This is a genomic window from Lewinella sp. JB7, from assembly GCF_024297185.1.
Classification (GTDB): domain Bacteria; phylum Bacteroidota; class Bacteroidia; order Chitinophagales; family Saprospiraceae; genus Neolewinella.
On sequence record NZ_JANCTD010000007.1, the window covers coordinates 39,683 to 64,037 of the forward strand.

Annotated in this window: 20 protein-coding genes; 15 read left to right on the plus strand and 5 right to left on the minus strand. The window is 61.3% G+C overall.

What is annotated here, in order from left to right; all coding sequences use genetic code 11:
* Positions 1-74 precede the first annotated feature (74 nt).
* The 3 genes from NMA52_RS13280 to NMA52_RS13290 all read right to left on the minus strand — a co-directional run bounded on the left by NMA52_RS13280 (position 75) and on the right by NMA52_RS13290 (position 3,920).
* A complete protein-coding gene (locus tag NMA52_RS13280) occupies positions 75-2,078 on the minus strand; it encodes a hypothetical protein (RefSeq protein ID WP_254828175.1) in 2,004 nt (667 codons plus the stop codon).
* Positions 2,079-2,189: 111 nt separating this feature from the next.
* Complete coding sequence (locus tag NMA52_RS13285; protein WP_254828176.1) at positions 2,190-2,537, minus strand: hypothetical protein; 348 nt, start codon at positions 2,535-2,537, stop codon at positions 2,190-2,192.
* A 258-nt stretch (positions 2,538-2,795) separates the two neighbouring features.
* A complete protein-coding gene (locus NMA52_RS13290) occupies positions 2,796-3,920 on the minus strand; it encodes an endo-1,4-beta-xylanase (protein WP_254828177.1) in 1,125 nt (374 codons plus the stop codon).
* Positions 3,921-4,266: 346 nt separating this feature from the next.
* On the opposite strand from NMA52_RS13290, the gene NMA52_RS13295 reads away from it, so the two are divergent.
* On the plus strand, positions 4,267-6,771 hold the full coding sequence (locus NMA52_RS13295) for an FG-GAP-like repeat-containing protein (RefSeq protein ID WP_254828178.1): 2,505 nt from the start codon (positions 4,267-4,269) through the stop codon (positions 6,769-6,771).
* 479 nt (positions 6,772-7,250) lie between these two features.
* Complete coding sequence (locus NMA52_RS13300) at positions 7,251-8,213, plus strand: YHYH protein (protein ID WP_254828179.1); 963 nt, start codon at positions 7,251-7,253, stop codon at positions 8,211-8,213.
* Positions 8,214-8,375: 162 nt separating this feature from the next.
* Here the strand turns inward: NMA52_RS13300 and NMA52_RS13305 are convergent, their stop codons facing one another.
* Both NMA52_RS13305 and NMA52_RS13310 read right to left on the minus strand, forming a co-directional pair.
* On the minus strand, positions 8,376-8,948 hold the full coding sequence (locus tag NMA52_RS13305) for a hypothetical protein (protein ID WP_254828180.1): 573 nt from the start codon (positions 8,946-8,948) through the stop codon (positions 8,376-8,378).
* 478 nt (positions 8,949-9,426) lie between these two features.
* Positions 9,427-10,176: a hypothetical protein gene (locus tag NMA52_RS13310; protein WP_254828181.1), complete on the minus strand. Its 750-nt coding sequence runs from the start codon at positions 10,174-10,176 to the stop codon at positions 9,427-9,429.
* Between the two features lie 246 nt (positions 10,177-10,422).
* On the opposite strand from NMA52_RS13310, the gene NMA52_RS13315 reads away from it, so the two are divergent.
* The 13 genes from NMA52_RS13315 (at position 10,423) to NMA52_RS13375 (ending at position 24,335) form a co-directional block, all read left to right on the plus strand.
* Positions 10,423-11,154, plus strand: a complete 732-nt coding sequence (locus NMA52_RS13315) for a DUF1080 domain-containing protein (protein WP_254828182.1) — start codon at positions 10,423-10,425, stop codon at positions 11,152-11,154.
* 64 nt (positions 11,155-11,218) lie between these two features.
* Positions 11,219-12,139, plus strand: coding sequence for a hypothetical protein (locus tag NMA52_RS13320; RefSeq protein WP_254828183.1), 921 nt, complete (start codon positions 11,219-11,221; stop codon positions 12,137-12,139).
* An 11-nt stretch (positions 12,140-12,150) separates the two neighbouring features.
* On the plus strand, positions 12,151-13,653 hold the full coding sequence (locus NMA52_RS13325) for a Gfo/Idh/MocA family oxidoreductase (RefSeq protein ID WP_254828184.1): 1,503 nt from the start codon (positions 12,151-12,153) through the stop codon (positions 13,651-13,653).
* A gap of 59 nt (positions 13,654-13,712) precedes the next feature.
* The gene (locus tag NMA52_RS13330; protein WP_254828185.1) at positions 13,713-14,978 is read left to right on the plus strand and encodes a sodium:proton antiporter; all 1,266 of its coding nucleotides are present in this window, start codon (positions 13,713-13,715) and stop codon (positions 14,976-14,978) included.
* Between the two features lie 12 nt (positions 14,979-14,990).
* Positions 14,991-15,512, plus strand: coding sequence for a DsrE family protein (locus NMA52_RS13335; RefSeq protein WP_254828186.1), 522 nt, complete (start codon positions 14,991-14,993; stop codon positions 15,510-15,512).
* Between the two features lie 220 nt (positions 15,513-15,732).
* Positions 15,733-16,971, plus strand: coding sequence for an inositol-3-phosphate synthase (locus NMA52_RS13340; RefSeq protein ID WP_254828187.1), 1,239 nt, complete (start codon positions 15,733-15,735; stop codon positions 16,969-16,971).
* Entirely contained in the window at positions 16,968-17,930 is a 963-nt protein-coding gene (locus tag NMA52_RS13345; protein ID WP_254828188.1) for a hypothetical protein, read from the plus strand. The genes NMA52_RS13340 and NMA52_RS13345 overlap by 4 nt, the downstream gene beginning before the upstream one ends.
* Positions 17,915-19,012: a methyltransferase domain-containing protein gene (locus tag NMA52_RS13350; RefSeq protein ID WP_254828189.1), complete on the plus strand. Its 1,098-nt coding sequence runs from the start codon at positions 17,915-17,917 to the stop codon at positions 19,010-19,012. Before NMA52_RS13345 ends, NMA52_RS13350 begins: the two co-directional genes overlap by 16 nt.
* Positions 19,006-20,019, plus strand: a complete 1,014-nt coding sequence (locus NMA52_RS13355) for a Gfo/Idh/MocA family protein (RefSeq protein WP_254828190.1) — start codon at positions 19,006-19,008, stop codon at positions 20,017-20,019. Before NMA52_RS13350 ends, NMA52_RS13355 begins: the two co-directional genes overlap by 7 nt.
* A complete protein-coding gene (locus NMA52_RS13360; RefSeq protein ID WP_254828191.1) occupies positions 20,010-20,858 on the plus strand; it encodes a hypothetical protein in 849 nt (282 codons plus the stop codon). The genes NMA52_RS13355 and NMA52_RS13360 overlap by 10 nt, the downstream gene beginning before the upstream one ends.
* Complete coding sequence (locus NMA52_RS13365) at positions 20,851-22,317, plus strand: YcaO-like family protein (RefSeq protein ID WP_254828192.1); 1,467 nt, start codon at positions 20,851-20,853, stop codon at positions 22,315-22,317. The genes NMA52_RS13360 and NMA52_RS13365 overlap by 8 nt, the downstream gene beginning before the upstream one ends.
* Before the next feature lie 15 nt (positions 22,318-22,332).
* Positions 22,333-23,628 (plus strand): glycosyltransferase family 4 protein, encoded by a 1,296-nt coding sequence (locus NMA52_RS13370; RefSeq protein ID WP_254828193.1) that lies wholly within the window; start codon positions 22,333-22,335, stop codon positions 23,626-23,628.
* The gene (locus NMA52_RS13375; RefSeq protein WP_254828194.1) at positions 23,625-24,335 is read left to right on the plus strand and encodes a PIG-L family deacetylase; all 711 of its coding nucleotides are present in this window, start codon (positions 23,625-23,627) and stop codon (positions 24,333-24,335) included. The genes NMA52_RS13370 and NMA52_RS13375 overlap by 4 nt, the downstream gene beginning before the upstream one ends.
* Positions 24,336-24,355 lie beyond the last annotated feature (20 nt).

Sequence of the window (24,355 nt, forward strand, 5' to 3'; positions counted from 1 at the left end):
CGGCGGCGCGCGGGAGCCACCATCGCAGGTAAGAGCTTTCCGACCCGGTAATCGTCCGCCAGACCAATCCCTTCCTAGCTGAAGTACATGCCCACGATGTCACTCAGCGCGGCGGAGTTGACGTGCGCAGCCCAGGTTTGCTCGCTGTGGTGACCGTGGTTGAGTTCCCGGCGCTTCAGCCATTCGATGTACTCGCCACGGGTAATGTACTTGCCGTGACCGAAGGGCAGGCGGGGATACTCTTCGTAAAGTTGCTGCACTACCCGGTGGCGGGGGGTGAGCTCTTTTGCCGCGAGGAGGGCAATGACGTCATCCAGGCGCGCCTGCCGATCCTTGGCTTCCGCGGGGTTGATGAAGCACTCCCGGATCGTTCGCATCGCCGCCTTCCCACTGGGGCCGGGGAACATGGTGTGTAGAGTGAGTAGCAGTTCCAGCAGACAACGGTTCTGGTTCCAGCCGTGGTTGGCGCGGATTGTTTGTCCGATGGCGGTATAGATGGAGTCCAGCTGGGGGCGGCTGGGACTTTCGTTGATGATGGGTCGGGCAAAGGTGCTCCACAACGCGTTGAGCACCACCCCGGCCTTGATGCACTTTTCGTCGGGTTTGCTGAGTATGCCGCGGGGAATGTTGTTAATCTCCCGCAGCGTATAGCGCACCAGCGTGCTCACGTCCAGAATCCGGGCCGTATCGATGAGGGGCCGTCCGGTGCGGTACAGATCACCGGTGATCTGGTAGCGATCGCGGTACCAGTAGGAATAATCCTGATTGAAGGAACCGTGGGACTGGTACGCGGCCAGCACCTTCTTGACGTCCTGCTCCTGCAGCAACTGCTTATCGCGGATGTCGATTGCCCGTAGAAAGTGGGGTCGGTTCCCGTAAGGGTGGAGGGTCACGGCATATCCGCGGAGTCGGAAGGTCTTCGTGCGTTTGTCCATCCGCAATACGGTGTCCAGGCTTAGCTGGTATTTACGCACGTTGGGGTCCTCGCCCAGCCGGGTGGCCAGTACGCGGAAACTGTCGTTGGGTTCCCGTATCCGCGATCCCTGGAAGTAGTTGATACGGACCGGGAGAAACTGGCTGCTTCCATCCGAATTCAGGTAACCGACGGCAAACTTCTCCGGCAGTCGCTCGGCGGTGACCGGATACAGACCGAACCGCCACTCCTCGGACCGGATGTCGGTCTGGCGAATCCGATCGTCCACCACCGGCTGATTCTCCACGAAATCGTAGACCGCGAAGCGATCGTGATCGCCGATCCGAATGGGGTGATAGTAGTAGATCACGGCGGCGGTTGCCGCGATCAGCAGTATCAGTACATACCGTAGGGCGGAACTGGAGAGCGTCCGGAACAGCTTGTAATCGAAGTGCAGCTCCGGCGACCGGATCACGGACAGGAGGACCGACCAGCTGGAAACGTACTTCAACAAGTTTTTTGCCGGGAAACCGAAGAAGCCGATCACCAGACCGATAAAGAAGGCAATATTGGAATTGCGGAAAAGCCCCGCGTCGTGGACGCTTACGTTAACGAACCTGTTCCAGTACGTGAGGCCCGCAATGAGCACGAGCAAGCCCGCGAAGTTCTGTAGTACGATGCTTCGCCGCGGATCGGGTACGCTTTCGATCCGGGAGACTTCGAGCAAGGTCGAATCCGCCTCCTGCACCCGCGCAAATGCCCGCACGTCGGCGACTACGTTTTCCAGGAAATAAATGCGCAGGGTGACCTGGACGGCATCGTCGTCGGTCAGGGAGGATAACTTCACCCCGGCGGACGCTCTACCCTCCATACCGAAGATGAGAGTATTCGTATCCAACACCTCGGTACGAAAGCCGACCGGCCGGGATTCAATGCAGGTCGGCTCGTCTTCCCCATTGTCCAGGCCGTAAATGACTACCTGCCCGGAGGTGCGCAGCTTCTGTCCGCCCAGACAAAGGTTCGTCGCCTCCACGCGCTGAATGCCCTGCGGCCCGTGGTTCAGGTCGCGGAATTGCACCGGAAGCCTGAGGCAGAAGCGGGGCGCGCCCTCTTCCGTCGCCTTCGACTTCAGACTTCCATCAATGCCGGCTGCTACGATCTCCACGTAATAGGTGTTGTAACCGGAAGTTAACCTGTACGCACCTTGTTAGCAAACCTTCCCAACCTTTTCCGCCGCCCCGGCGCTTGCGGCGGGATGGGTGGCGCCGACCCGGTACTAGTGCCGTATAGTCCCTGACTGCACCCCTGGGTTTGGCATATGCCAGTAGTGAACGAATTCCCGGCACACGGTCGAGCACTGACGGGTGAAGGGATGATCGTAGTGCGCCCAGTTCGTAGCGCTGAAGGCACAAGCCTCCACGCAGAACCGAACCTTGTCGAAAGCGAAGTCGCTGTCCACCTCGATCAGGATCGTAGCGACCTCCAGCGCCAGAATCAGGTCGGGCAGCGTGTCGTGGCAGGCCTCCGCCGGCGTGGTGGTAGCCAGGCAGTGCCGGCACATGCCCAGACAGGCCCGACAGTGAATAAGGTAGTCCGCGGAGCACGGTTCGGAAAATTCATGCATGACGACTGGCTTTTCGTACCGCAAAGACGGGGCCAAGCCTCCCCTAAGTTGCCTCATTTACCAGCACGCGGAATTATTTGCTGTACGGCTCGCCGGGGCGGATATTCCCGTCCGCTCGTGGGTGAGACCGGTCATATTGACGGAACGCATAGGTCACGGAGTCAGGGTAACACTTGATCGCGGGCGGGGCCGCGGGAGCAATCAAATGCCGGAATGGACCGCCCCCGGGCGGCAGCCGGCCCTGAGGACGAAACAAAGCTAGCGAGGGGTAGCGGCAACGGCCGCGACGCTGTCGTAAGCCGGCTTCGGCCGGTATTTCCGGTCGAAGAGCAGGGGGTAGTTGGTCCGCCCCCTGATCGGCCAGCCGTTGAGCCAGGAGGATGCGTCCGTAGTGCCCCAGAAGGTGACCCGCTCGATCTTGTCGCGGTGTCTGTGGAACAGGCGGAAGAGGTCGGCGTAGCGGATGGCGAGGGCCGTCTGTACCGAATCGGGCAGGCTTTCGGGGTAGGGGTTCATGTCCGGTGCATTCTCGAAATTCTGACTGACTTCGGCCCCTTCCAGGTCCCAGGGGTTGGGCAGCACCGTCACGTCTAGTTCCGTAAACATGACCGGCAGGCCGGCGGCGGCGTAGGCCTCGATGGCCGCTTCGATGGTGTCGATCGTCGGGCCGGAGATGCCGTAGTGGCCCTGCATACCGATGCCGTCGACCCGGCCGCCGTCGGCACGAATCTTCTCGATCATACGAATGGCCCCGTCGCGTTTTTCCCCGTTCCACATATTGTAGTCGTTGTAGTAGAGCTGGGCGTCGGGGGCGGCCTCGGCGGCGTACCGGAAGGCCAGGGTGAGGTACTCTTCCCCGAGCACGCGGTAAAATTCCGACTCGCGGTAAGTGCCGTCGTCGTTGAGGGCCTCGTTGACTACGTCCCAGCCGTCGATGCGTCCGGCGTAGCGGCCGGCCACGGCCCCGATGTGCTGACGCAAGGCGGTTCGCATCGCGCCCGGATCCGTAATCTGCTTAACGTAGTCGGAGAGCTGACTGTGCCAGACTAGTGTATGCCCTACGATGAATAGGTCGTGCTCCTCCCCGAAGGCAACGTAATCGTCTGCCGGGCCCCAGTTATAGGTATCGGCGGTGGGTTGAATTTTCTCCCACTTCATGACGTTCTCCGGCGTGATCGTGGAGTATTCCCGGACGACGAGCGCCCGACTCAGGCTGTCCTCATCCCGGATGACGCGCCCCCCGAGAGCGGCACCGACCAGGAAGTCCGTGGCGTAGAGAGCGGCCAGCCCGGCCGGCGGGGATTCCGCGGGGGGAGGGGGCGCTTCCGCGCAGGCTACAAGCAGACTGAGTAATACCAGTAGGGACAAAACTTGATCGATCATCTCGGGGACGTTGTACGGCGTAGTAGATAGCCAATCCGCACGGAAGGTAAACTTCGGAAGTATGTGAGAAGAATATACCCCGGTTTTCGTCCTCTTCCGATGAATGTTGCGGCGCAGCGAACTCCCTAACGATGCAACTTGCTTAGTCCCAAAAAATGTCGGTGATCGCCCTATACCCAGGTAGTTACGCCCATGTTTGTGTACGACGGAAAGTATGCCGCCGTTCGCACTAATAGAAAATTAACCAATCGGCCCGTACCGATGCCGCGCTTCCCCAATTTTGGTTCCTCGGTGCCGTACCAGCTGTTTCTATTCGGTAGTATTATTGTACACCGAACCCTCTACTATGTCTCCCGGAGTCAGTAGTTTCTTCCTTGTTGCTATTCAATTTGTTATCTCCCTCCCCCTGGCCGGGCAGTTCACCAGTACCTGGTTCCGAGCGTCCCTCGGGAACGGCGGTGGACACTCCGGAATGGTGGTGGCTGACATTGATGACGACGGACGGGATGAAATCATTGCTAATGCTAGTATTCCGTGGACGTACGGTACCAACTTCTGGTTCATCCTCGAGGACGAAGCCAATGAGGGTAACCTCAATCCTACTTTCGTCAGTGGCCTTGAGTTGTACGCCAACCAACGGATACAGCACGTGCACGTGGACAATCGGCATTACTACCTCGAAGGCGCGAGATTGGACCTTTCAAACGTCCAATTCCCCCTCCAGCTCCGTCTGTACGATCTGTCTTCCCGGGAACTACTCCGACAAGAAGTTTTTCCGAACACGCTTAACTGGTTGGTGGGCGATCATGACGGGGATGGCTCCCAGGAACTCCTTGTCCTGAATGGTAGCGGTGGCGTCGACGTATACGATTTTCCCGCACTCACCCTCTCGCATTCCTATTCAGGGTCCAACCAATACTGGTTCAACCCCGAGCTAAGTGATCTTGACGGAGACGGCAAACCCGAACTGCTGGTCGCGGGCCGCGGAAGTTTTGAAATCTTAGACTTTACGCCGGACAGCTTACGCTCCGTTTGGTTATATCAGGAGTATTATTATATGTCAGAGATGACGCAGTACGTGATCGTAGACGACCAAAGCGCAGACCTTCGATCCAAAAAATTGTACGCGAACATCGGTAGTGACCTGATGGAATTCGACGTCGGTACCCGGCTTCGTAGTAGAACCATCAACGTCGATGAGCTCTTTACCGATACTATCCGCTACGATATTCGGAATATGAAGGCCCTGGCTGCCGTAGATCTGGACGGAGACGGACAGGAAGAACTGGTCGGTCGCGGCCTGGAAAACATCTTCCTGATCGACCCGATCAACCTGCGGGTCATTAAAACGCTCAACGACTCGTATACCGATAATTGGATTCGGGGATTGTTTGACCTACACCTCGGAGATACCAATGGTGACGGGCGGCCCGAACTAATCTGGAGTACCGGCCACGATGCAAGTCCTCCGGCATCGACGCGTATCTTCCTGCAGGACCTTGCCGAACCCGACCGCTACTGGTACAACATTCCCCAGACCCTCTACCTGCATAAATTTGCTATCGCGGACTTTGCCGCTAACGGTCGGCCGTTACTTATACACGCACAGGGAGACGATGGATTCTCCTCCCCCCGCCCCGAAGAAGAAACGACCATAGCCTCCGTGTATGACCTTACAAATAAGCGTCGTACCCCCATCAAAAACGGGCAACTGGCGGGATTAACGCCCCTGCAGTGGGATGATGACCCCGAACTTGAAATGATCGGTACCGCGGAAGCCAGGATGATGGTCATAGACTATCCGGGGTTCAACCTACTCTGGGCGAACGATTACCCTACGGACGCAGGCATACAGTTTCAGCAACTGTCGGCCGTGGATCTTGACCACGACGGGGTGGAAGAAGTGGTTGGGGTACTGAATACGTACGCCGCCTCCGACCACGGCGAAAGCCGGATCATCGTTTTTGATAACCGCCTGAACGAAATCTTCCACGTACCCCACCTTTTCCCCAACAATCACTATGTTGACAACTTCACCTTCGCGGTTGCCAATACGGACGACGATCACCAATTGGAAATCGTCGTCGGCATGCACGCCGCCCGTTCGGACTATTGGGCGGTAATCGAGGTAGACGGCGTAACGGGCCAGTATCGACTATTTGATTTTCCGAATGTTCCCATCGAAGGGCTGGAGTTGTACGATACGGATGGAGACGGAAAGGCGGAGGCGATACTGGGCTTGCCCAATCGGGTAGCTGTCTTTAATCTCACTCCTGGTTCGATCACCCGCGAGATAGCCTTAGAACCCGTACTCGGCTACTTTCCCCTCGTTGCAAATGTCCAGGTCCGCGACTTCAATGCGGACGGCGCCCCCGAGCTGATCATTACGCACGACGGTAGTTTGCAGGTTCTGGACTTCGGCACCGGCGAAGTGCTTTGGCGAAGTCGATTCCTCGGTACTCAGCTTGCCCCCAACAACAGTATGCGCATTGTGGAGGTGGCGGACACCGCCCGCATCTACGTGGGTACGGAATACTTTCTGGAGGAGTTTTCCTACACCGGAGGCTTAATTTCGGGTGCCAGAGACCCTAATCCCGGTCTCGAACTCAGTGTACACCCGAACCCCGTCGCAGCAAAAGTATCTGTTTCGGCTACCGGAGTCCAATCGAGTAATCGCCTCCTCTACCAGCTTATCGACCAACACGGCCGCGTCGTAATTCAGGGCGAGTGGATCGACACGACGGGTAACCTTACGCTGGATCTGCAGTCCCTTACGCGGGGAAATTACATTCTCTACCTCACGGATGTACGCAGGGGAACAGTAGGCATGAAGAAGATCGTTAAAATGTAGGGTCACGCCCATTTCAACGCAAGTAAAGACCGGAGACAGAACAGTTAATCACCATTTATCACCTTAGACTGCATGTATCCGGGGTGGAGTGCTTGTGACCGCTCATCGTATCTTCCGGGTTCGGGTCGTCAAGAGATATGCAACAAGATCTGTGCATTTTACAGATTATGACACTGTTTTCTACTTTACGCTAGCTCGCCGAATGACCTTACGGTTTTTGGCGGATTCGGCATTGGTGTGAATTCCGCGGGGGGAGGGGGTGCTTCCGCACAGGCCACGCATAAACCGAGCAGGAGTAAAAGCGTAGCGTGCAGTCGTTCATAGTGGAACATTGTACGGTCGGGGGGAGGGTGAACCCACACGGAAGGTAATAGGCCCCCGCATACCGGTCGGGCAAGAAAAATCTACGCCGGCGAAGGATTAGCCAAGTTCGTGGGTCTAAGCGGCGGAAGCTTATCCGAACAACCCAAGCGTGCGCAATGAAACTGATCCTTTACCCCTTCTTGGCTATACTGCTTACCGCCGCCGTAGCCTGCGGACAACCCGCCGGCAACCGTACCCCCGCCCCCGATCCGGTGACCCTGGCCGTCGACCCCGCTCAATTTTTATCCGCCAGCCTCGCCGAACCCGTTACCCGGGTCCCCTGCACCCTTTCTGACGGGACCCAAACTGACTGCTACCAGATCGTCGCCACCTCCGTTCCCACTGATCACCGAATGGGCCCCTGGTGTCCCGATCACATTTCCGACGACGCCGCGGCCGGGGGCATCTGGCTGGAGGATGGCGAAGTGTACGACGTGGACGGGGCGTTCATCGCCCGGCTCGCCGAATTCTACGACGACGATACCTGGCGCATGTACGACGACAACGGCAATATCCACGTCACCGACTCCCGGGAAGATTGTGCCAATGCCGCCAACCCGAATGTCGGCCCCGAACACGAAAATTTCTGCGTCGAGTGCCTTCCCTCCTACGTGACGGACCTTACCCAGACCTATCTGATCCCGGTGACGCCGGTCAAACTCGCCGAGGCCAATGCTTACGGGCGCGGCGGTCCCCGGGGGCTGGCCGTCCGGGGTATCGCCTTTAACGGGATCCGCTTCGACGCGCCCGCCCCTACGGACGCGATCCTGGGAGCCTACACCCTGGCGCCCTTCGACGATGCCGGCGGCCACATCAACCTCCACGCCGGCTACCACTACCACGCGGCTACGGGACAGACTACCGAAATCGCTCAGCCCGACGGCCATGCCCCCATGATCGGTTACGCCATTGACGGCCACGGCCTTTACGCCCGACTCGACGGGGCCGGTACCGAGTCCACCGATCTCGACGACTGCCGCGGTCACTTCGACACCACCCGGGGCTACCACTACCACGTCGACGCGGCCGGAGCTAATAACTTTATTAACTGTCTAAGCGGTGCTTACGCCCGCGATTAAAGCAGTATTTCGACTCGCCCTAATCCGGAAGGGAAGTGCTAGCGGTTAATCGCCGTCTATTCCTGGGAAGGCAGGAGTGACCTGAATCCAGTACATATTCCGCAATATGTATTGCGTTCCATCCGCATCTCAACCAATATTTGCTTCCCAGACACCCAGTCATTATTCGTCGAAATACACATCAAACTTACCGTCCGTAATCTCCATAAGTATACTGGGATCGTCGTCGGATACCAGCACCATATCGAAGGAGCCGCGGATAGCGGGACCCTCCACGCGGTCGTAGATCTCATAGGTTAGATTAACCATCGAACCGGGGGTATCCTCATCGGACACGAAGGCGGCGTCGATATCGCCGTCACGGTCCGAGAAGCCGTAAGCGGCTTCCAGACAGGGAACGTCCTTAGTAAGGCACTCCCCCTCCATACTGAAGGAGCCGGACGCCGGCAGTTCGGTGCGGTCTACAAAGAACACGATGCCGATGGCCTCTCCATCTTCCTCGCCCCATACATCGCCACCGACAATGACGAGCGTGGACAATCCGAGGCCGTCAATGTTCTCTTCCCGCTCCGCCCATGCAACCCGCCCGCTGAATGCCCGACCGTCGATGCGGGCCGTCAATTCCCCTTCTCCGAATTCTTCTTCGAACATGGTGATGTCATCATCGGAACGATTATTACATCCGAGGGCAGTAAATAGGCACATCAATAGCAACAGGGGCAGTAGGGGTCGCATAAGAACCGTTTGTTTGGTCCCGGAATGTAACCGCAAATTTGGCTATGCATTACTGAAATTCACGCTTAAATACTCGGCAGGCCGTTTAATCACCAGGTTTGGGGAGTCACTGCGCGAGCATAACCATGATGTCGGTTGCTGCGGATGAAGCTGATCTAGTGCAATGCCGTCATTCCATCGTGGTGTACGACGGGCGGGTTGAGCCGTGCGGCAGCGAAATCCGTGAAGACAAATACGTTTAAATCCGTGTTGAAAAAAGGACGTTTGCATGAAGTGTCTCGGACCGGAGGCCGCTCGACCTGACTACGCGTGCGGTAGCGAAATCCGTGGAAATCCGTGGGCATCCGTGGTGAACGTGTCTCGGACCGGAGACCGCTCGACCTATTGTCTTTGCTCGGCGTGCATCGCCTCGACCTGAGCCGTGCGGCAGCGTATCCCGACGGCCAATTACCAATTCAAAATTTCACATTATAAATTTTCACTCTTCCCACGATATATACGCCCCCACCTCCGCCTGCATCCGGCCAAGCGCGCCGTGACCGGCCAAGTGATTTTCTTCCACATACCCATTTCCACCCCGGTGACGGGCCCGGGCAGTTAGCCACACGGGGACCAGCGGCGGGTACGCGGACACCGCCGGTGCCCCCGGAATCCAAATGGACACACCCCCCCGTGCCCGCCGCAGATCATCGATCACCCGGTCGACGGCCGCGGACATACGCCGGGGCACCACGGTACACGCGCCGATCTCCATGGTCGGGACCAGGTGTTCGGGCCCGGGGAGCATCCGCAGGCGAACTCTCCCTTTTTCCCCCTCCGCGGTGGGTAGTAGCCCTCTGGTGTACACGGGTCCGGAGATCACCCCGGTCATCCGCAGGTCCGATAGCTCGTAGTGCGCCGCGCCGGTTCCGTAAATGATGTCCGCCCGTACGTCAACCCGATCGACTCCACCGGTTATTCCCGGACGGAAGCCATATTCCGCAGTAGCAGTGAGGTCGCCGTATGCCAGGGCGGTCAGTTGAAAATTGTCAAAGGCAAAACCGATGGTCGGACTTCCGGAAGACGGGAGGTAAGTACGTGCGTGGAGGTCCGCTCGGTAGGTATACGTCGCCCCCCGGTACTCGCCGGTTCCCCGACAGGTTTTGTTCGCCGAAATGTACTGGGCTTGTGCCGCCACCGTGGCGGTCAGGAGGCTCACTACGGCACACAGCAGGATTAAATAGCGCATAATCGTGGAATTATGGATGATCGGAGCTGGTGCCCCCACTTGGCCATCAGCTTCCTTGGTCACTCCGTTCATCCGATTCCGATCGGGCCCGTAACCCAGCAAGGGGCAAAATCTTCTAAGTACCCGCTAATCCACCTGGTTTTCCAATAAAATATCAATTTGGCGGAAAAATTAGTATTTAGCAGTAGCCAACCGTGCCCCTACGAATACATTATTCCGAATGAGCCGCAGCGAAATACCGATCTCATGCACCACGTCCGACTACTGCTCTTCCTTCCGTTCATGCTCGTCTTACTGGGTAGCTGTGCCCAGCGTGGGGGCGAAACCCCGGATGCGCCTCCGCCGCCTTCCTCCGCGGCCGAAGCTGCTGCGTCCGATGACTGGGTCACGCTATTCGACGGTACGGGTACGGACAACTGGCGGATGTACAACGGCGGCACGCTAACCGGCTGGGAGGTCGCCGACGGAGAACTCCGCGCCTCCGGTGCCGGCTGGGACGCCGACCAGGACCTGATCACCCGCGACGCTTACGATGATTTCGAGTTCGAAGCGGAGTGGAAGCTGGAGGCCGGCCAGAGCTCCGGCATTTTCTACCACGTGCAGCCGTCGGCCGATCAGCCCATCTACGAGTCCGCCCCCGAGTACCAGGTGATTGACGCTACGGGTTGGTCGGACCCCCTGGAGCCGAATCAACTAACGGCCGGAAATTACGCCATGCACGCCCCCGAAAACGCGACCCCCAAACCCGTCGGGGAGTGGAACACCACCCGCATCGTTGTCCGGTACCCCCGCGTGGAACACTGGCTCAACGGTCAAAAAGTCGTCGATTACACGCTCGGCGACGAAGATTGGCAGGCCCGTAAGGCCGCCGGTAAGTGGAAGGACGTTACCGACTACGGCACGGCCCGCTCCGGCCACATCGGCCTACAGAACGCGGGAAAGGTAGCCTACCGTAATGTCCGCATCCGGGAGTTGTAAGAACACCACGGTTCCCTACGGATGGCTCCCGCGCTCCGCCGCCACCCCTCTATATCCACTCTTCATGAAGACTATTTCGCTCAACCTGTTTTTCCTTCTTTGCCTGCTGCCGCTCCTCCCCGCCGCGGCCCAGGATCGTCCCCTCGTCTCTACCCTGGAAATCTTCGATCTGGAAACCGGCACCCGCACCCGGGTACTGGAAGAGAATGACCATTTCGAAGCCCCGAACTGGGGACCGGACGACCGGTGGCTCCTCATCAACCAGCACGGAAAATTGGTGAAGGTGTACCTCGACGACGGACGTAAAGAGCCTTTCGACACCGGCTTCGCCGACCGCTGCAACAACGACCACGGCATCTCGGCCGACGGCAAGACGGTAGCCTTCAGCCATAATCTGGAGGGTGGTCCCGACGGGTGGCTTACGTCCTGCATCTTCACCGTACCCATCACGGGCGGCACGCCCACCCGGGTAACGTCGCTCACTCCCTCCTTCTGGCACGGGTGGAGCCCCGACGGCGGACTGCTGGCCTACACCGCCCTGCGCGACGGCAACTTCGACGTGTACGTCACGCCGGTCGCCGGGGGGATCGAAACCCGGTTGACGGACGATCCCGGCCTGGACGACGGGCCCACCTTTGCCGCGGACGGTAACCACATTTTCTACAATTCCGTGGCCTCCGGCAGCATGGAGATCTGGCGCATGCACCTCGACGGAAGCAATAAGGAGCAACTGACCGACGACCGCTACTCCAACTGGTTCGCCCAGCCCTCCCCCGACGGGCGGCACTTCGTCTTCATCTCCTACCTGACGGATCAGGGGGACGGCCATCCGGCAATGAAGGAGGTCGTACTGCGCCTCTACGATCTCCGGGATCATTCCGTCCGCGTCCTCTGCGGGTTCACCGGGGGGCAGGGCTCCATCAACGTCCCTTCCTGGTCGCCCGACGGCAAGCGCTTTGCCTTCGTCAGTTACCGCTACCAATAAATTAACCGATCGTGCAAGCAAACAAAACGGACACTTCCCGCCGCCAATTCGTCAAGAAGTCCCTGGCGGCCGGCCTGGCCTTCACCATCGTCCCGAGCACGGTGGTCAGCGGCCTCGGACACGTAGCTCCGAGCGATAAGCTCAACATCGTCGGCGTCGGCGTCGGTGGAAAGGGGATGCAGAATCTGCAGGCCATGGGATCGGAAAACATCATCGGCCTGTGCGACATCGACTGGAAGTACAGCCAGCGCTGCTTCGACGCCTTTCCCCGGGCGAAAAAATACTACGACTGGCGGGTGATGTTAGACGAGCTCGGCAGCGAGATGGATGCCGTCGTAGTGGCCACCGCCGACCATACCCACGCGGCCATTGCCGCGACGGCGATAACGCTGGACAAGCACGTTTTCTGCCAGAAACCGCTCACCCACTCGGTGTACGAATCGCGACTGCTCACCCGCCTGGCCGAGACCCGCCCCCGGATCGCCACCCAGATGGGTAACCAGGGCAACTCCGGCGACGGCGTCCGCCAACTCTGCGAGTGGATATGGGCCGGAGAGATCGGGGAGGTCCGGGAGGCCCACACCTGGACCGACCGTCCGATCTGGCCCCAGGGACTGGAACGGCCCGCCACGCGGATGGAGATTCCCAAACGCTTTGACTGGGAGCTCTTTATCGGTCCGGCGCCCCTGCGGCCCTACCACGAGATATACACCCCCTGGAACTGGCGCGGGTTCTGGGACTTCGGTACCGGTGCCTTCGGCGATATGGCCTGCCACGTCATGGATCCGGTGTACCGGGCCCTCCGCCTCGGCTACCCCACCGCCATCTCAGGCAGTTCGACCACGGCGAACACCGAGAGTGCGCCCCAGGCCGAAAAGGTGCGCTTCGATTTTGCCGCCCGCCCGGACTACAAGGATGTTAAACTTCCGGAGGTGGAAGTGCACTGGTACGACGGCGGCTTCCTCCCCGACCGGCCGGAGGGTCTGGAACCCGGCGTGCCGCTCATTCGGGACGGACTCGGAGGCTGCATGTTCGTCGGCTCCAGGGACACCCTGATCGCGGACTGCGGCGGCTTCAATCCGCGCTTACTTTCCGGTCGGGTGCCCGAGGTGAAGCCGTACCTGCGGCGGGTACCCGGCTCGGTTGACTACAGTGACGGGCCCCACGAGCAGGACTGGATCCGTGCCTGTAAGGAATCGCCCGAATCGCGGGTACAGCCTTCGGCTAACTTCGCCTACGCCGGCCCCTTCAATGAAATGGTGCTGCTGGGGGTACTGGCCATTCGCCTGAAGGGGCTGCACAAGCGGCTGCTGTGGGACGGGAAAAACATGCGGTTTACCAACATCGGTCCCGACGAAACGATGCAGGTGATCAAGCACGACGGCTTTGCCATGGTCAACGGCATCCCGACCTGGAATACGGAACGGGTGGAGCTGAACGCCCTCGCATCGGCGCAAGAGTACATCCGACACACCTACCGCAACGGGTGGGAATTGCCGCCGATGCCGGGCTGAGCAACCGGGAAAGTCGTTCTTTGCACCAAGCGACCCTCTTGCGTGAACCGAACGATGTTATGAACTACTACTTGATAATTTCCGGCCTGGTGTTTCTGGCGGCCGTCTTCGGCTACCTCAACGTCCGGTTTCTGAAACTGCCGACCACCATCGGACTGATGCTGATCACCATCGTATACACGTTGGGGGTACTGGGACTCAGCTTTTTCGATGATACCTTGCTGCGGGCGGAGGCCCAGCTGATCCGGCAGATCGACTTCGAGTTGGTGCTGATGGACTATATGCTGAGCTTTCTGCTCTTCGCCGGTGCGCTGCACACCAACTTTCAGGAGCTGAAAAAACTTCGGTGGCCGGTCATTGCCTTCGCGACATTGGGGGTCGTGGCCTCCACCTTTCTGATCGGTACGGCGACCTATTACTTGCTGCAACTGCTGGGGACGAACGTCCTGTACACTTACTGTCTGCTCTTTGGTGCGATCATTTCCCCGACCGACCCGATCGCGGTGCTCGGCATTCTGAAGCAGGCGGGCGCCCCGAAAAAACTGGAGATTAAGATCGTCGGCGAATCGCTGTTCAATGACGGGGTGGGCGTCGTACTCTTCCTCACCCTATTCGAAATAGCCTCGGCGACGGGACCCGCCGTTGAGCCCCTGGATATAATCGAGCTGTTCGGTCAGGAGGTGTTCGGGGGTATTTTGCTCGGGTTGCTGATCGGGTGGATCACCTTCCGGCTGATGAAGTCCATCGACGACTTCAGTACCGAGGTCATCCTTACCCTGGCCGCCGTCATGGGGGGTACGGTAGTGGCCGACCAACTGCACCTGTCGGCGCCCCTCGCCATGGTGGTGGCCGGCCTGTTGATCGGCGACGATCGGGCCCGCAGCAGCGCCATGTCGGAAACCACCGAGCAGTACGTGGATAAGTTCTGGGAGCTGATCGACATTCTGCTGAATGCCATCCTTTTCGTCCTCATCGGCATGGAAATGCTGGTACTTACGTACGAGATCAATTACCTCGTCGCGGGTCTGCTCACCATTCCCATCGCGCTGTTGTGCCGCTATGCTTCCCTCTGGTTGCCGGTACGCATTTTCGAGCGTAAACTGGACTTCGTGCCCCATACCACTGCGATCATGACCTGGGGCGGACTCCGGGGCGGCATTTCCATCGCCCTGGCCCTGAGTCTGGCGCCGGAAATGAACCGCGAAATGTTCCTCGTGATGACCTATACGGTCGTCGTATTTTCGATCATCGTACAGGGACTGACCATCGAACGGGTGATCGGAAGGTTACTGCCCCATTCCAAGTCCCCGGCCAACCCCCACTAAACTTACTCTACCATGCGATTTCTGCTCTTCCTTGTACTCCTTGCTCCCGCGCTGGCCGCCCAACAAAAAGTCACGCCCGCCGTCCCCTTCGGTGGCATCTACGACGTTCCCGAAGCTACCGTGCGGCCCGATACGAGCCTGACGTACAACTTCGTCGTCGACGTGGTCACCGGCAGCGAGGAGCCGGACAGCCTGGGGGAAGGCCTCTACCGCGTTGCCCGTATGGTCAACTTGTTTGCCGTGGGGGGAATCCCCGCCGAAAAGGTCGACGTCGTGCTGGCCATTCACGGGGGCGCGACCGTAGGGGTCATGGACAACGCCTCCTACCGCGAACGCTTCGGTGTCGATAATCCGAACATCCCCCTGATCCGTGCCCTGAAGGAGGCCGGCGTGCGGGTGACGGTGTGCGGCCAGTCCCTCCTCGGACGCGGCGTACCGACGGAAGCGGTCCTTCCGGAAGTCGAGATCGCCACTTCCATGCTGACCACCGTGGCCATGTACCAGATGCGGGGCTACGGCGTGATGCAGTTCTAGGTCCGGTCCTTCTACCCTGATCTGCTCGGGGCGGTCCGTACTACCCCGGCGGCACCTTGTTGCCCGAAAATACCCGTTCCACCACCCGTCGATTCCGGAAAAAATAGCCGTTATTGATTGGCCGTCATCGATGAACCATTCTCCGATTACCGGTATTAGGTGACCCCGGTCGCTACGCTGCGGACCGTCGATCCCATTGCTTAACCTTAACGAACACCATATGTCCACCCCCCCCCCGCCCGGCACATCGGACACGCTCGGTATTGCCATCGTCGGTCTCGGAGGCGCCGTTGCGACGACGGCCGTAGCCGGCTCCATTCTCCTACGCAAGGGCCTGCAGACCACTACCGGCCTACCCCTCGCGGAATTCGATCACCTCGACCTGGCCGATTACACCAACCTCCGATTTACCGGATGGGACCTGTACCAGGACGATCTCTACCGGGCCGCCGCCCACCACCGCGTCCTCACCAGCGAGCAGCTCGCCGACGTCCGCGAAGAACTGTCCGCCATCTACCCCCTGCCCGCCATCGCCAACCGCGCCTACTGCGAAGGCGTCGTGAACGGGGAGGACAGTACGGGCGGTCACCGCGAACTGGTCGCCACGATCCAGCAGCAGATCCGGGAGTTCGGGGAGCGCATCAACGGTCGCGTAGTGGTGATCAACCTGGCCAGCACCGAATCCGCCCTGGATCTGCAGGCCGATCTTTACCAGACCCCCGCCGCCTTCGAAGCCGGCCTCGACGGTAACGACCCGGGCATCAGTCCGGCCATGCTTTACGCCTACGCCTGTATCGATATGGGTACTCCCTACGGCAACTTTACCCCCAGCGTAGCCGCCGACGTGCCCGCCCTCCGGAAACTGGCGGCCGAGCGCAACGTGCCCGTAGCCGGAAAGGACGGTAAGACCGGACAGACCTACCTGAAGACCGTACTTGCCCCCGCCCTCCGGGCCCGGGCTTTGCACGTCGACGGATGGTTCAGTACCAACATCCTCGGTAACCGCGACGGGGAGGCGCTCCGCCAACCCAAGAGCCTGCTCAACAAGATCAACACTAAGGGCGACGTACTGACCAACTGTCTTGGCTATCCCGTCGAGGACCACGTGGTGAAGATCAATTACTACAAGCCCCGCGGTGACAATAAGGAAGCCTGGGACAACATCGACATCGCCGGCTTCCTCGGTCACCAAATGCAGATCAAGGTGAACTTCCTGTGCAAAGACAGCATCCTGGCCGCCCCCCTCGCCCTGGAGATCGCCCGTTGTCTGGACCTCGCCGGACGCAAGGGCCGCGGCGGCGTAGCCCAGTCTCTCGGTGTATTCTTCAAGGCCCCCATGACCCCCGACGGCAGCGAGCCTAACCACAACTTCACCGAGCAGCAACTGGAACTCCTACGCTGGCTCGAGGAACTCAATGCCCTCCAACCCGTAAACGAACGCCTAGCCACCACCCCATGACCGCCCCCGGGCCGAACTCTTCCCCGACGGCTACCGCCGGCCTGTTTGCCGAACTGCAGGACCTCAAACGCCTCGCCCCCGCCGGAGTACGCTACTCCCTCTCCGACGAACTCTTCGTCGGCGCCTGGGACGACTTACTGAGCGGCACGGCGTGGGACACTGTAGCCGACCGCAGCAGCGTACGCGCCGTCCTGTACGTGTTGTTTCCGGGGGTCGGTGCCGAGTTTTTCCGGGCGGCCGGCCTGTCCGCCACCGCCGTGACGGAAGTATGCACCGGGGCCTTCGAACGTACGCTCTCCGGCCGCGTGCCCTCCGCTACTTACCGGCGACTGGCGACCCAACTGCCGACCATTCTGGAAGAATTCGCGGGCGGCGGCGCGCGGGAGCCGGCCAAATTCCGGAAGCCCACCCGGCCGCCGTGCCTGCAAAAACTCCGGGAGCAACCCCGGGCCGGGGCCACCCACCCCGACCACCCCCGGCTGGTGCTGATGCCCCCCGAGAGCCACGCCGATCACTGCCTCCTCACCGCCGTTTACGCCTGCCTCGTCGCGGACGACTACGGCGCGGCCCCGGGGGAAGCCTTCGTTTGCGGACTCGCCCACCATCTGCACAATGCCTTTCTGCCCGACTGCGGCTGGGCGGGCGAGCTCGCCCTCGAACCCTATCTGGAGCAAGTGATCGCCAACTGCCGATCGGCCGCACTCCGAGAGTTCGACCCCGTCCTGCGCGATCGCCTGACGGACGTACTCCGCCACCACGAGAGCATCGCTACCCCGGTGGGTAAGGCCATCAGTACCGGCGACGTGCTCGACCGGGTACTGGACGTCAAATGGCGTGTCCGGGCAGCCAGCGTAAGCGAGCAAAAGGTGCTCGGCGAACTCGACCTCGTGCACCCCGGCCCGCTGAAGGATTTTCAAACCGATCTGCTCACCAAGACCGGGCTGTGGACTACGCACTGATCAGTCCGCGGAACGGCGAAGTCCTGCGGCAGGCCGGACCCGACTTTCTGACCGACGGAGAGACCACCTGGCCCGTCGTCGACGGTATCCCCTACCTGCGTGACCGGGAACCCCTGCGCTCCGCCGCCGTCCGGGCGCTGGAAGCGGGGGACGTACGGAGCGCCCGCCGGCACCTGCTGGCCGACCAGGACCGCTTCAGCCCCACCGCCCCTCCCGACCGGGAAGCCATCGACCGGGCCACCGGCGCCGGGCATTCCCTCCGGGAAACCATGGTCTTGCTGAATTACGGACCGGTGGGGGACTACTTCGCCTACCGCTGGTGTTCCCCCACCTTCACCGGCGGACTGTACATGCTGGAGTGCACGCCCCCCCATCTACCGGTCATCGAGGTAGCCTGCGGCATCGGCCACTTCCTGCGCGCACTGGAGGCTACGGGGCGGCGGACGGTGGGCGTGGATATCGTCTGGTCTAAACTATGGCTCGCGCGGCATTTTCTGGACGTTCGGGGATTGCTGGTCTGCGGGGACATCGAGGAAGGTCCAGTACTCCGGACCGCCGAACCCCATACCGTATTCTGTCACGATGCCTTCTACTTTTTCGCCCGCAAACCAACCGTACTTACCCATCTACGGCAGCTGCGGCAGGGGGGCAGCCTGGCCGTGGGCCATATACATACCCGAAGCAGCGCCCACGGGGCGGGGTTTGCCGAAAGCCGCGCGGATTACGCAAATCTGACCCAGGCCTCCGTACGGGACGACGTCTACTACGTAAGGGGCTGGTACGGTCAGGAGCTCGGTGCCCCCTCCGGATCACCCACCGCCGTGGGCTGGATCGAGGGGGAAACCGATCACCAGCCGATCGACTGGTCGGACCCCTCCGGGGGAGTAGAGCTGCAGCCCAACCCCCTGCTCGGGCAGGGAGAAATACGCTGGCCGAGCACCGCCTGGGCGCGGGAATATGCCGAGGACAGTCGTGCCCTGAACGGGCTGTCCGTCAACGATTTACTGCACCGGCCACCACCCGCCACCCGGGCCGATCGGTACCGCCAACGGTACCTCATCAACTTACCCGACCGATGGTGAAGCCGCTACGGATCGGGATCATCGGCCTTGGCTGGGTGGCGCGCGACTACATGTCGCCGGCCATCGCGGAGGCGGGCGACCGGGTGCGACTGACCGCGGTTGTCAGTCTGGACGACGAGGGTTTTGTCGGCCTGGACCCCGACGTGCAGCGGTTTCACCGACTGGATGACTTGTCCGCTGAGCTGGTCGACGCCGTGTACATCGCTACCCCCAACCATCTACACCGCCCCCAGGCCATCGCCTGCCTCGACCGGGGTATTCACGTTCTGTGCGAAAAGCCCCTTGCCCTTTCTTACGCGGAGGCATGCGAGATGCGGGATGCCGCCCTGCGGAACGGCCGCTTACTGGTCACCGCCTTCGACCAACGCCACCATCCGGCTCACCGGGCCATGCGGGAGCGCATCCGGGCGGGCGCCATCGGTACCCCCACCCAGGCCCGGATCGACTACGCCTGCTGGTTGCCCGCCGGCTGGAGCGCCGACAACTGGCGGATCGACCGTACGCGGGCCGGCGGCGGTGCCGTAATCGATCTGGCTCCCCACGGCCTCGACCTGCTCGAATGGCTACTGGAAGACGAGGTCCGGGACGTGCACTGCTTCCTGCAGCGTGCCGTGCACGACTATCCGGTTGACGACGGCGGCGTCCTGAGCGTGCGTTTCCGGGGCGGTACCCTGGCCGCACTCACGGTGGGTTACAACCGACCGGAAACCCTTCCCCGCCGCCGCCTGGAAGTGACGGGAACCGCCGGCACCCTGCTGGCCGAAAATACGATGGGTCAGGACGCCGGGGGGCGTCTCCGATTCATCGATGCCACCGACGGACGCGTGGATACGATCTCCTTTTCCCCTACCGAGGGGCCCTTTCGTCATCAGTTACTGGACTTTGTCGACCGCATCCACTCGGCTCCCGGCGACTGCCGTGACCTGGACGTTGCCCTCCGTCACGTAGAGCTACTCGAACGGGCGCTGACCCGTGCCACCGACCCAACTCATTCCCTATGGCCCTGACTCACTACGCCTGCACCCACTGCGGGGGTTGGATCCTCTGGTTCGACACCCGCGAGCCCGTCGTCTGCCCCAACTGCATGGACGTGCGCAACGCCCTGCCGCAGGAGGATTTTACGTATTTGCACATCGACGACGCCCACGGCCGGTACCGCACCCGGTGGCGGGAGGTGCTGCCCGGACTGTGGGAATACTGGACCGAGCCGCAGCTCGGTTTGGGCAGTCACGGCTGGCTCATCGTGCGGCAGGCCGGGAATGTCGCCTTCGAAGCCGCCCCCTATTACGATGCGGCCAGTCGGCGGCATATTGAGTCTTTGGGAGGCATCCGGGTTCTGGCGGCCAGCCACCCCCACGGCTACGGTGCCCTCTGGCAGTTGCAGGAGCACCACCGGCCGGAAGACCTGATTATTCACCGCGACGACCTCATTCACACGAAGGCCTTCCGGGTAAACCGCCCGATCGATGACCGTTACGTACTCGACGCCGACCGGCAGTTTCAGCGGCTGGGCGGCCACTACGAGGGGCAGACGGCGCTGTACGACGCGGCCTACCGGATCCTGTTCCTCGGCGATGCCGTGAAGATCGACTTCGCCGCCGATGGGGCGACCCCCGTCGCGCTCAGTTGCCACAAGGGCTATCACTACAGCATTCCCCTGACCCGCGACGAGCTCCTGCACTACCGGGAAGTATTCGGTCGCTTCGACTTCGACCACGTATGCACCCCCTTCGAATTCGGGCGGGGCGTGGGCCGGCGGGAGGCGATCGCGTTGGTCGACCATCTCCTCGCTACCGAGATCCACACGAAGGCCGTGCCCCTCACTACCCTCCTTGCCTATGAGTGACTACGACTACGCGACCCCTACGGAAGCCTACCGCCGGAGCCTGCCTCCCGGTCACCTGGAGGAATTCCGCATCGACTACGTCGACTATCTGGGTATACCTATCGTGAACGTCGACCTGCATGCCGACGACGGCATTCACGCCAACGGCATCGGCTACGGGCGTACTGAGGCTGCCGCCCGCCTCGGCAGCTACGGGGAACTCTGTGAAGAGCGTCACACCCTGGCCGGATTTACCCGGTTGCCCCAGGAGGAGGGCAGCTACCGCGATCTGGTGAAGAAGTACGGGGCGGGGCGCGTGGTCGACCCCCTAACCCTCGTACTGGAGGCCGGTAGTCCCTACACCGCCGACTATCCGCTGCGGTGGGTACCCGTAGATCGCCTGGCGGATGGCGAGAGCTGCTGGATACCGGCTGAATTCGTCGCCTGCACCAATGGTCAGGTGGATTACCCTCACCGACTCATCACCGCCATCCGCAACGGCAGCGGGGCCGGGGATACCGAAACCCGGGCCCTGCTCCACGGCACCCTTGAGCTGCTGCAACGAGACGGCAACGCGGACTGCTTCCGGGCCCTCGACCGGGGGCTGGTCATCGACCCGGCTACCCTACCGGAGGAATGCCGTACTCTGATGGATAAGTTAGCCGGGCGGGGACTGCACATTACCTGCAAACTGGCGCGCGTAACCTGCGGCTGCGTAAGCGTCTACGCGGTAGGCGACGACCGGACCGACGATGACTTTTCGCTGGGGGTCACCGCCACGGGCGAGGGGGCGGACACCGATTACCGGGTCGCGCTGGTGAAGGCCATTACGGAGTGCGCCAGCAGCCATACCCGCAAGCGCTTCAACAACGTACCCTGGGAACAAAAGGCGGGTCCGCTACCGGAAGGCTACCGCCAGCGCCGTCTGGACGAAATCGACCTCGCCACCGAGGAACCCCGCGCCCTGCGCGCCATGGTCGACTGGCTCACCGGAAGCCGGGAGGCCCTCCGCGAAACCCTCGCCGGTACCGTTTTTTTGGAGAGGGAGCTGGTCGACTGCCGGGATCTACCCGCTCGATCGTTTGCTACCCTGGAGGAGCAGTGGGCGTACGTCTTGTCCCAGTTGCATGCGGAGGGACTTACGCCCTACGTATTTCGTGCGCCGGTTCCCGGCGGCCACTGCCACGTCGTGAAGGTCATTATTCCCGGCATCGAGCAGGAACTGGGCAGCTACCACCGGATCGGGGAGCGGGGAGTACGTCGTCTGCTTGAGCGCGGGGAGCCCCAATTAATTGCCCGCCAGCCGGGGCCGGGTCGCTCCCGTATCCTGCTTTCCGCCGCCGCCGAGGAACGCCTCAGCGGGCCCGTCTGGTTGGAGGCCGGGCGCCTCGATAAACTGGTCGAGCCGGTCTACGCCCTCTACCGGGAGCCCAGTGCTTTTGCCGCCCGCCAGGCTATCGACACCGACTTTCTTACCTAAAGCCCACCCTGAACCATGCGCATTTGCTTCATTTCCCGCCGCTACTTTCCGGCCGTGTCCGGTATGAGCGTGTACGCCCGTAACCTGACCAAAGCGCTGGCGGACCTCGACCACGAAGTCGTGATGATCAGCCAGTACCGGGAAGATCCGACGGGAGTCGAGGTTTACGGCGGCGGCCCGCCTCCCGACGAGCCCTGGATGGAGGTACACGGCCTGCGCAGCGTGGGGGAAGAACTGGGCGCCGAATCTCCGCCCGCCGACTTCGAAGCGGACCTGCGGGCCATGGTGGCACTGGCGGTGGAACTGCACGAACAACGTCCCTTCGACGTCGTCCACGCCCAGTACGCCTACCCCACCGGCCTGGCCGCGCTGGAGGTGAGCCGTCAGCTGGGTATCCCGAACGTCGTCAGCATCCAGGGTGGCGACGGCCACTGGGTAGGGGCCTGCTGTAAGACCCACCAGCGCGCCATGGACGCCGTGCTGAACCATAGCCTCGCCCTGGTCATCGGGTGCGACAGCTTCCGTGACGAGGTCGTCGAAAATCACGGTACGGACCCCGGCCGCTTTACGATCGTACCGGGGGCTACGAACGTCGATCAATTCACTCCCCGTCAACTGGAACACCCGAACCTGATCGATCGCGTGGTCCGGCTCGGGGAGTTGCGGCAGCCGGCCCGCCTGCTCTACCACGGCCGGGTAGATCAACGGAAGGGAAGCCTGGACTTTATCCACTGCGGAGCGCGGCTCGTCGAGGACGGTTACGATATTCACCTGATCGTCAGCGGCATCGGTCCGGACCTTGAGGAAACCCGCAATTTGGCGCTCAAACTGGGACTGGGCAGCCGTTGTCAGTTTCTCGGGGAAGCCGACTACGCCGATGCACCCGCCCGCTACCACGCGGGAGATATCTTCCTGAGCCCGACCTACGCCGAAGGATTTTCGAATACGATCCTGGAAGCCATGGCGAGCGGTCTGCCCATCGTAAGCACCCGTACGGTCGGCGTGATCGACTGCCTGCGCGACGGCGAGAACGCCCTCCTCGTGGAACCGGGCGGCCTCGATGCCCTGACCACCGCTACCCGCCGCCTCCTCGACGACGAAGCGCTACGCCTGGATCTGACCCGCACCGCTTACGCGGAAGTCCGGGAAAAATACTCCTGGCCGGTGGTCGCCGAGCAGATCGCCTCCATCTACCATGACCTGCAAAAACGCCCCGTCGACAACGACTGGACGGACATCATCACCGCCGCGGCCCGGGTAGAAGATGCCGACGCCACGTGCCGCTTCCGGACCCAGCCCCACTTGCTGTGATCCTCGCGATCAGCCCCCACCTCGACGACGTAGCCTTCTCCTGCGGCGGCTACCTGTACGATCGTGCCCGGGCGGGGACACGGGTACGGTGCCTGACCGTATTCACCGCCAGCGTGCCCGAGCCCACCGGTTTTGCCCTCGCCTGTCAGCTCGATAAGGGACTGGACCCCGGCGTAGACTACCTACAGCTTCGTAGGGCGGAAGACCGGAATGCCTGCCGCCGCCTCCGGGTCGAACCCCTCCACTGGGACTTCCCCGAAGCGCCGCACCGGGGATACTCCTCCGCACCCGCATTGTTTGCGGGAATCCTTCCGGACGACCGACTGGACACCACCGCCCTGGATCGCCGACTACGCGCCCTCCTGCGACAACATCAGCCCACCGAAGTCCTCTATCCCTTCGGGGCGGGCAATCATGCGGATCACCTCCAGGTCATAGGGGCCGTGGGGCGTATTCGCCCCGAATTTCCGGATATCCGTTACCGGCAGTACTACGATATGCCCTACGCCCGAAAGTTCCGGGATCGCTATCCCGAACTAGATACCACCGTCCCCGCCCGCTGCTTGTCCGGGCAGACATTCACCGCTAAGCTCGCGGCCTGTCGTGCCTACACCACCCAATTGGCCTTTCAGTTCGGCAGCGCCGATAACGTCGCGACGGTACTGGGCGACCGTGAATACCTGTATTGTCCCCCACCTAAGTCGTAAGCCCGCGCTTCACACCAAGC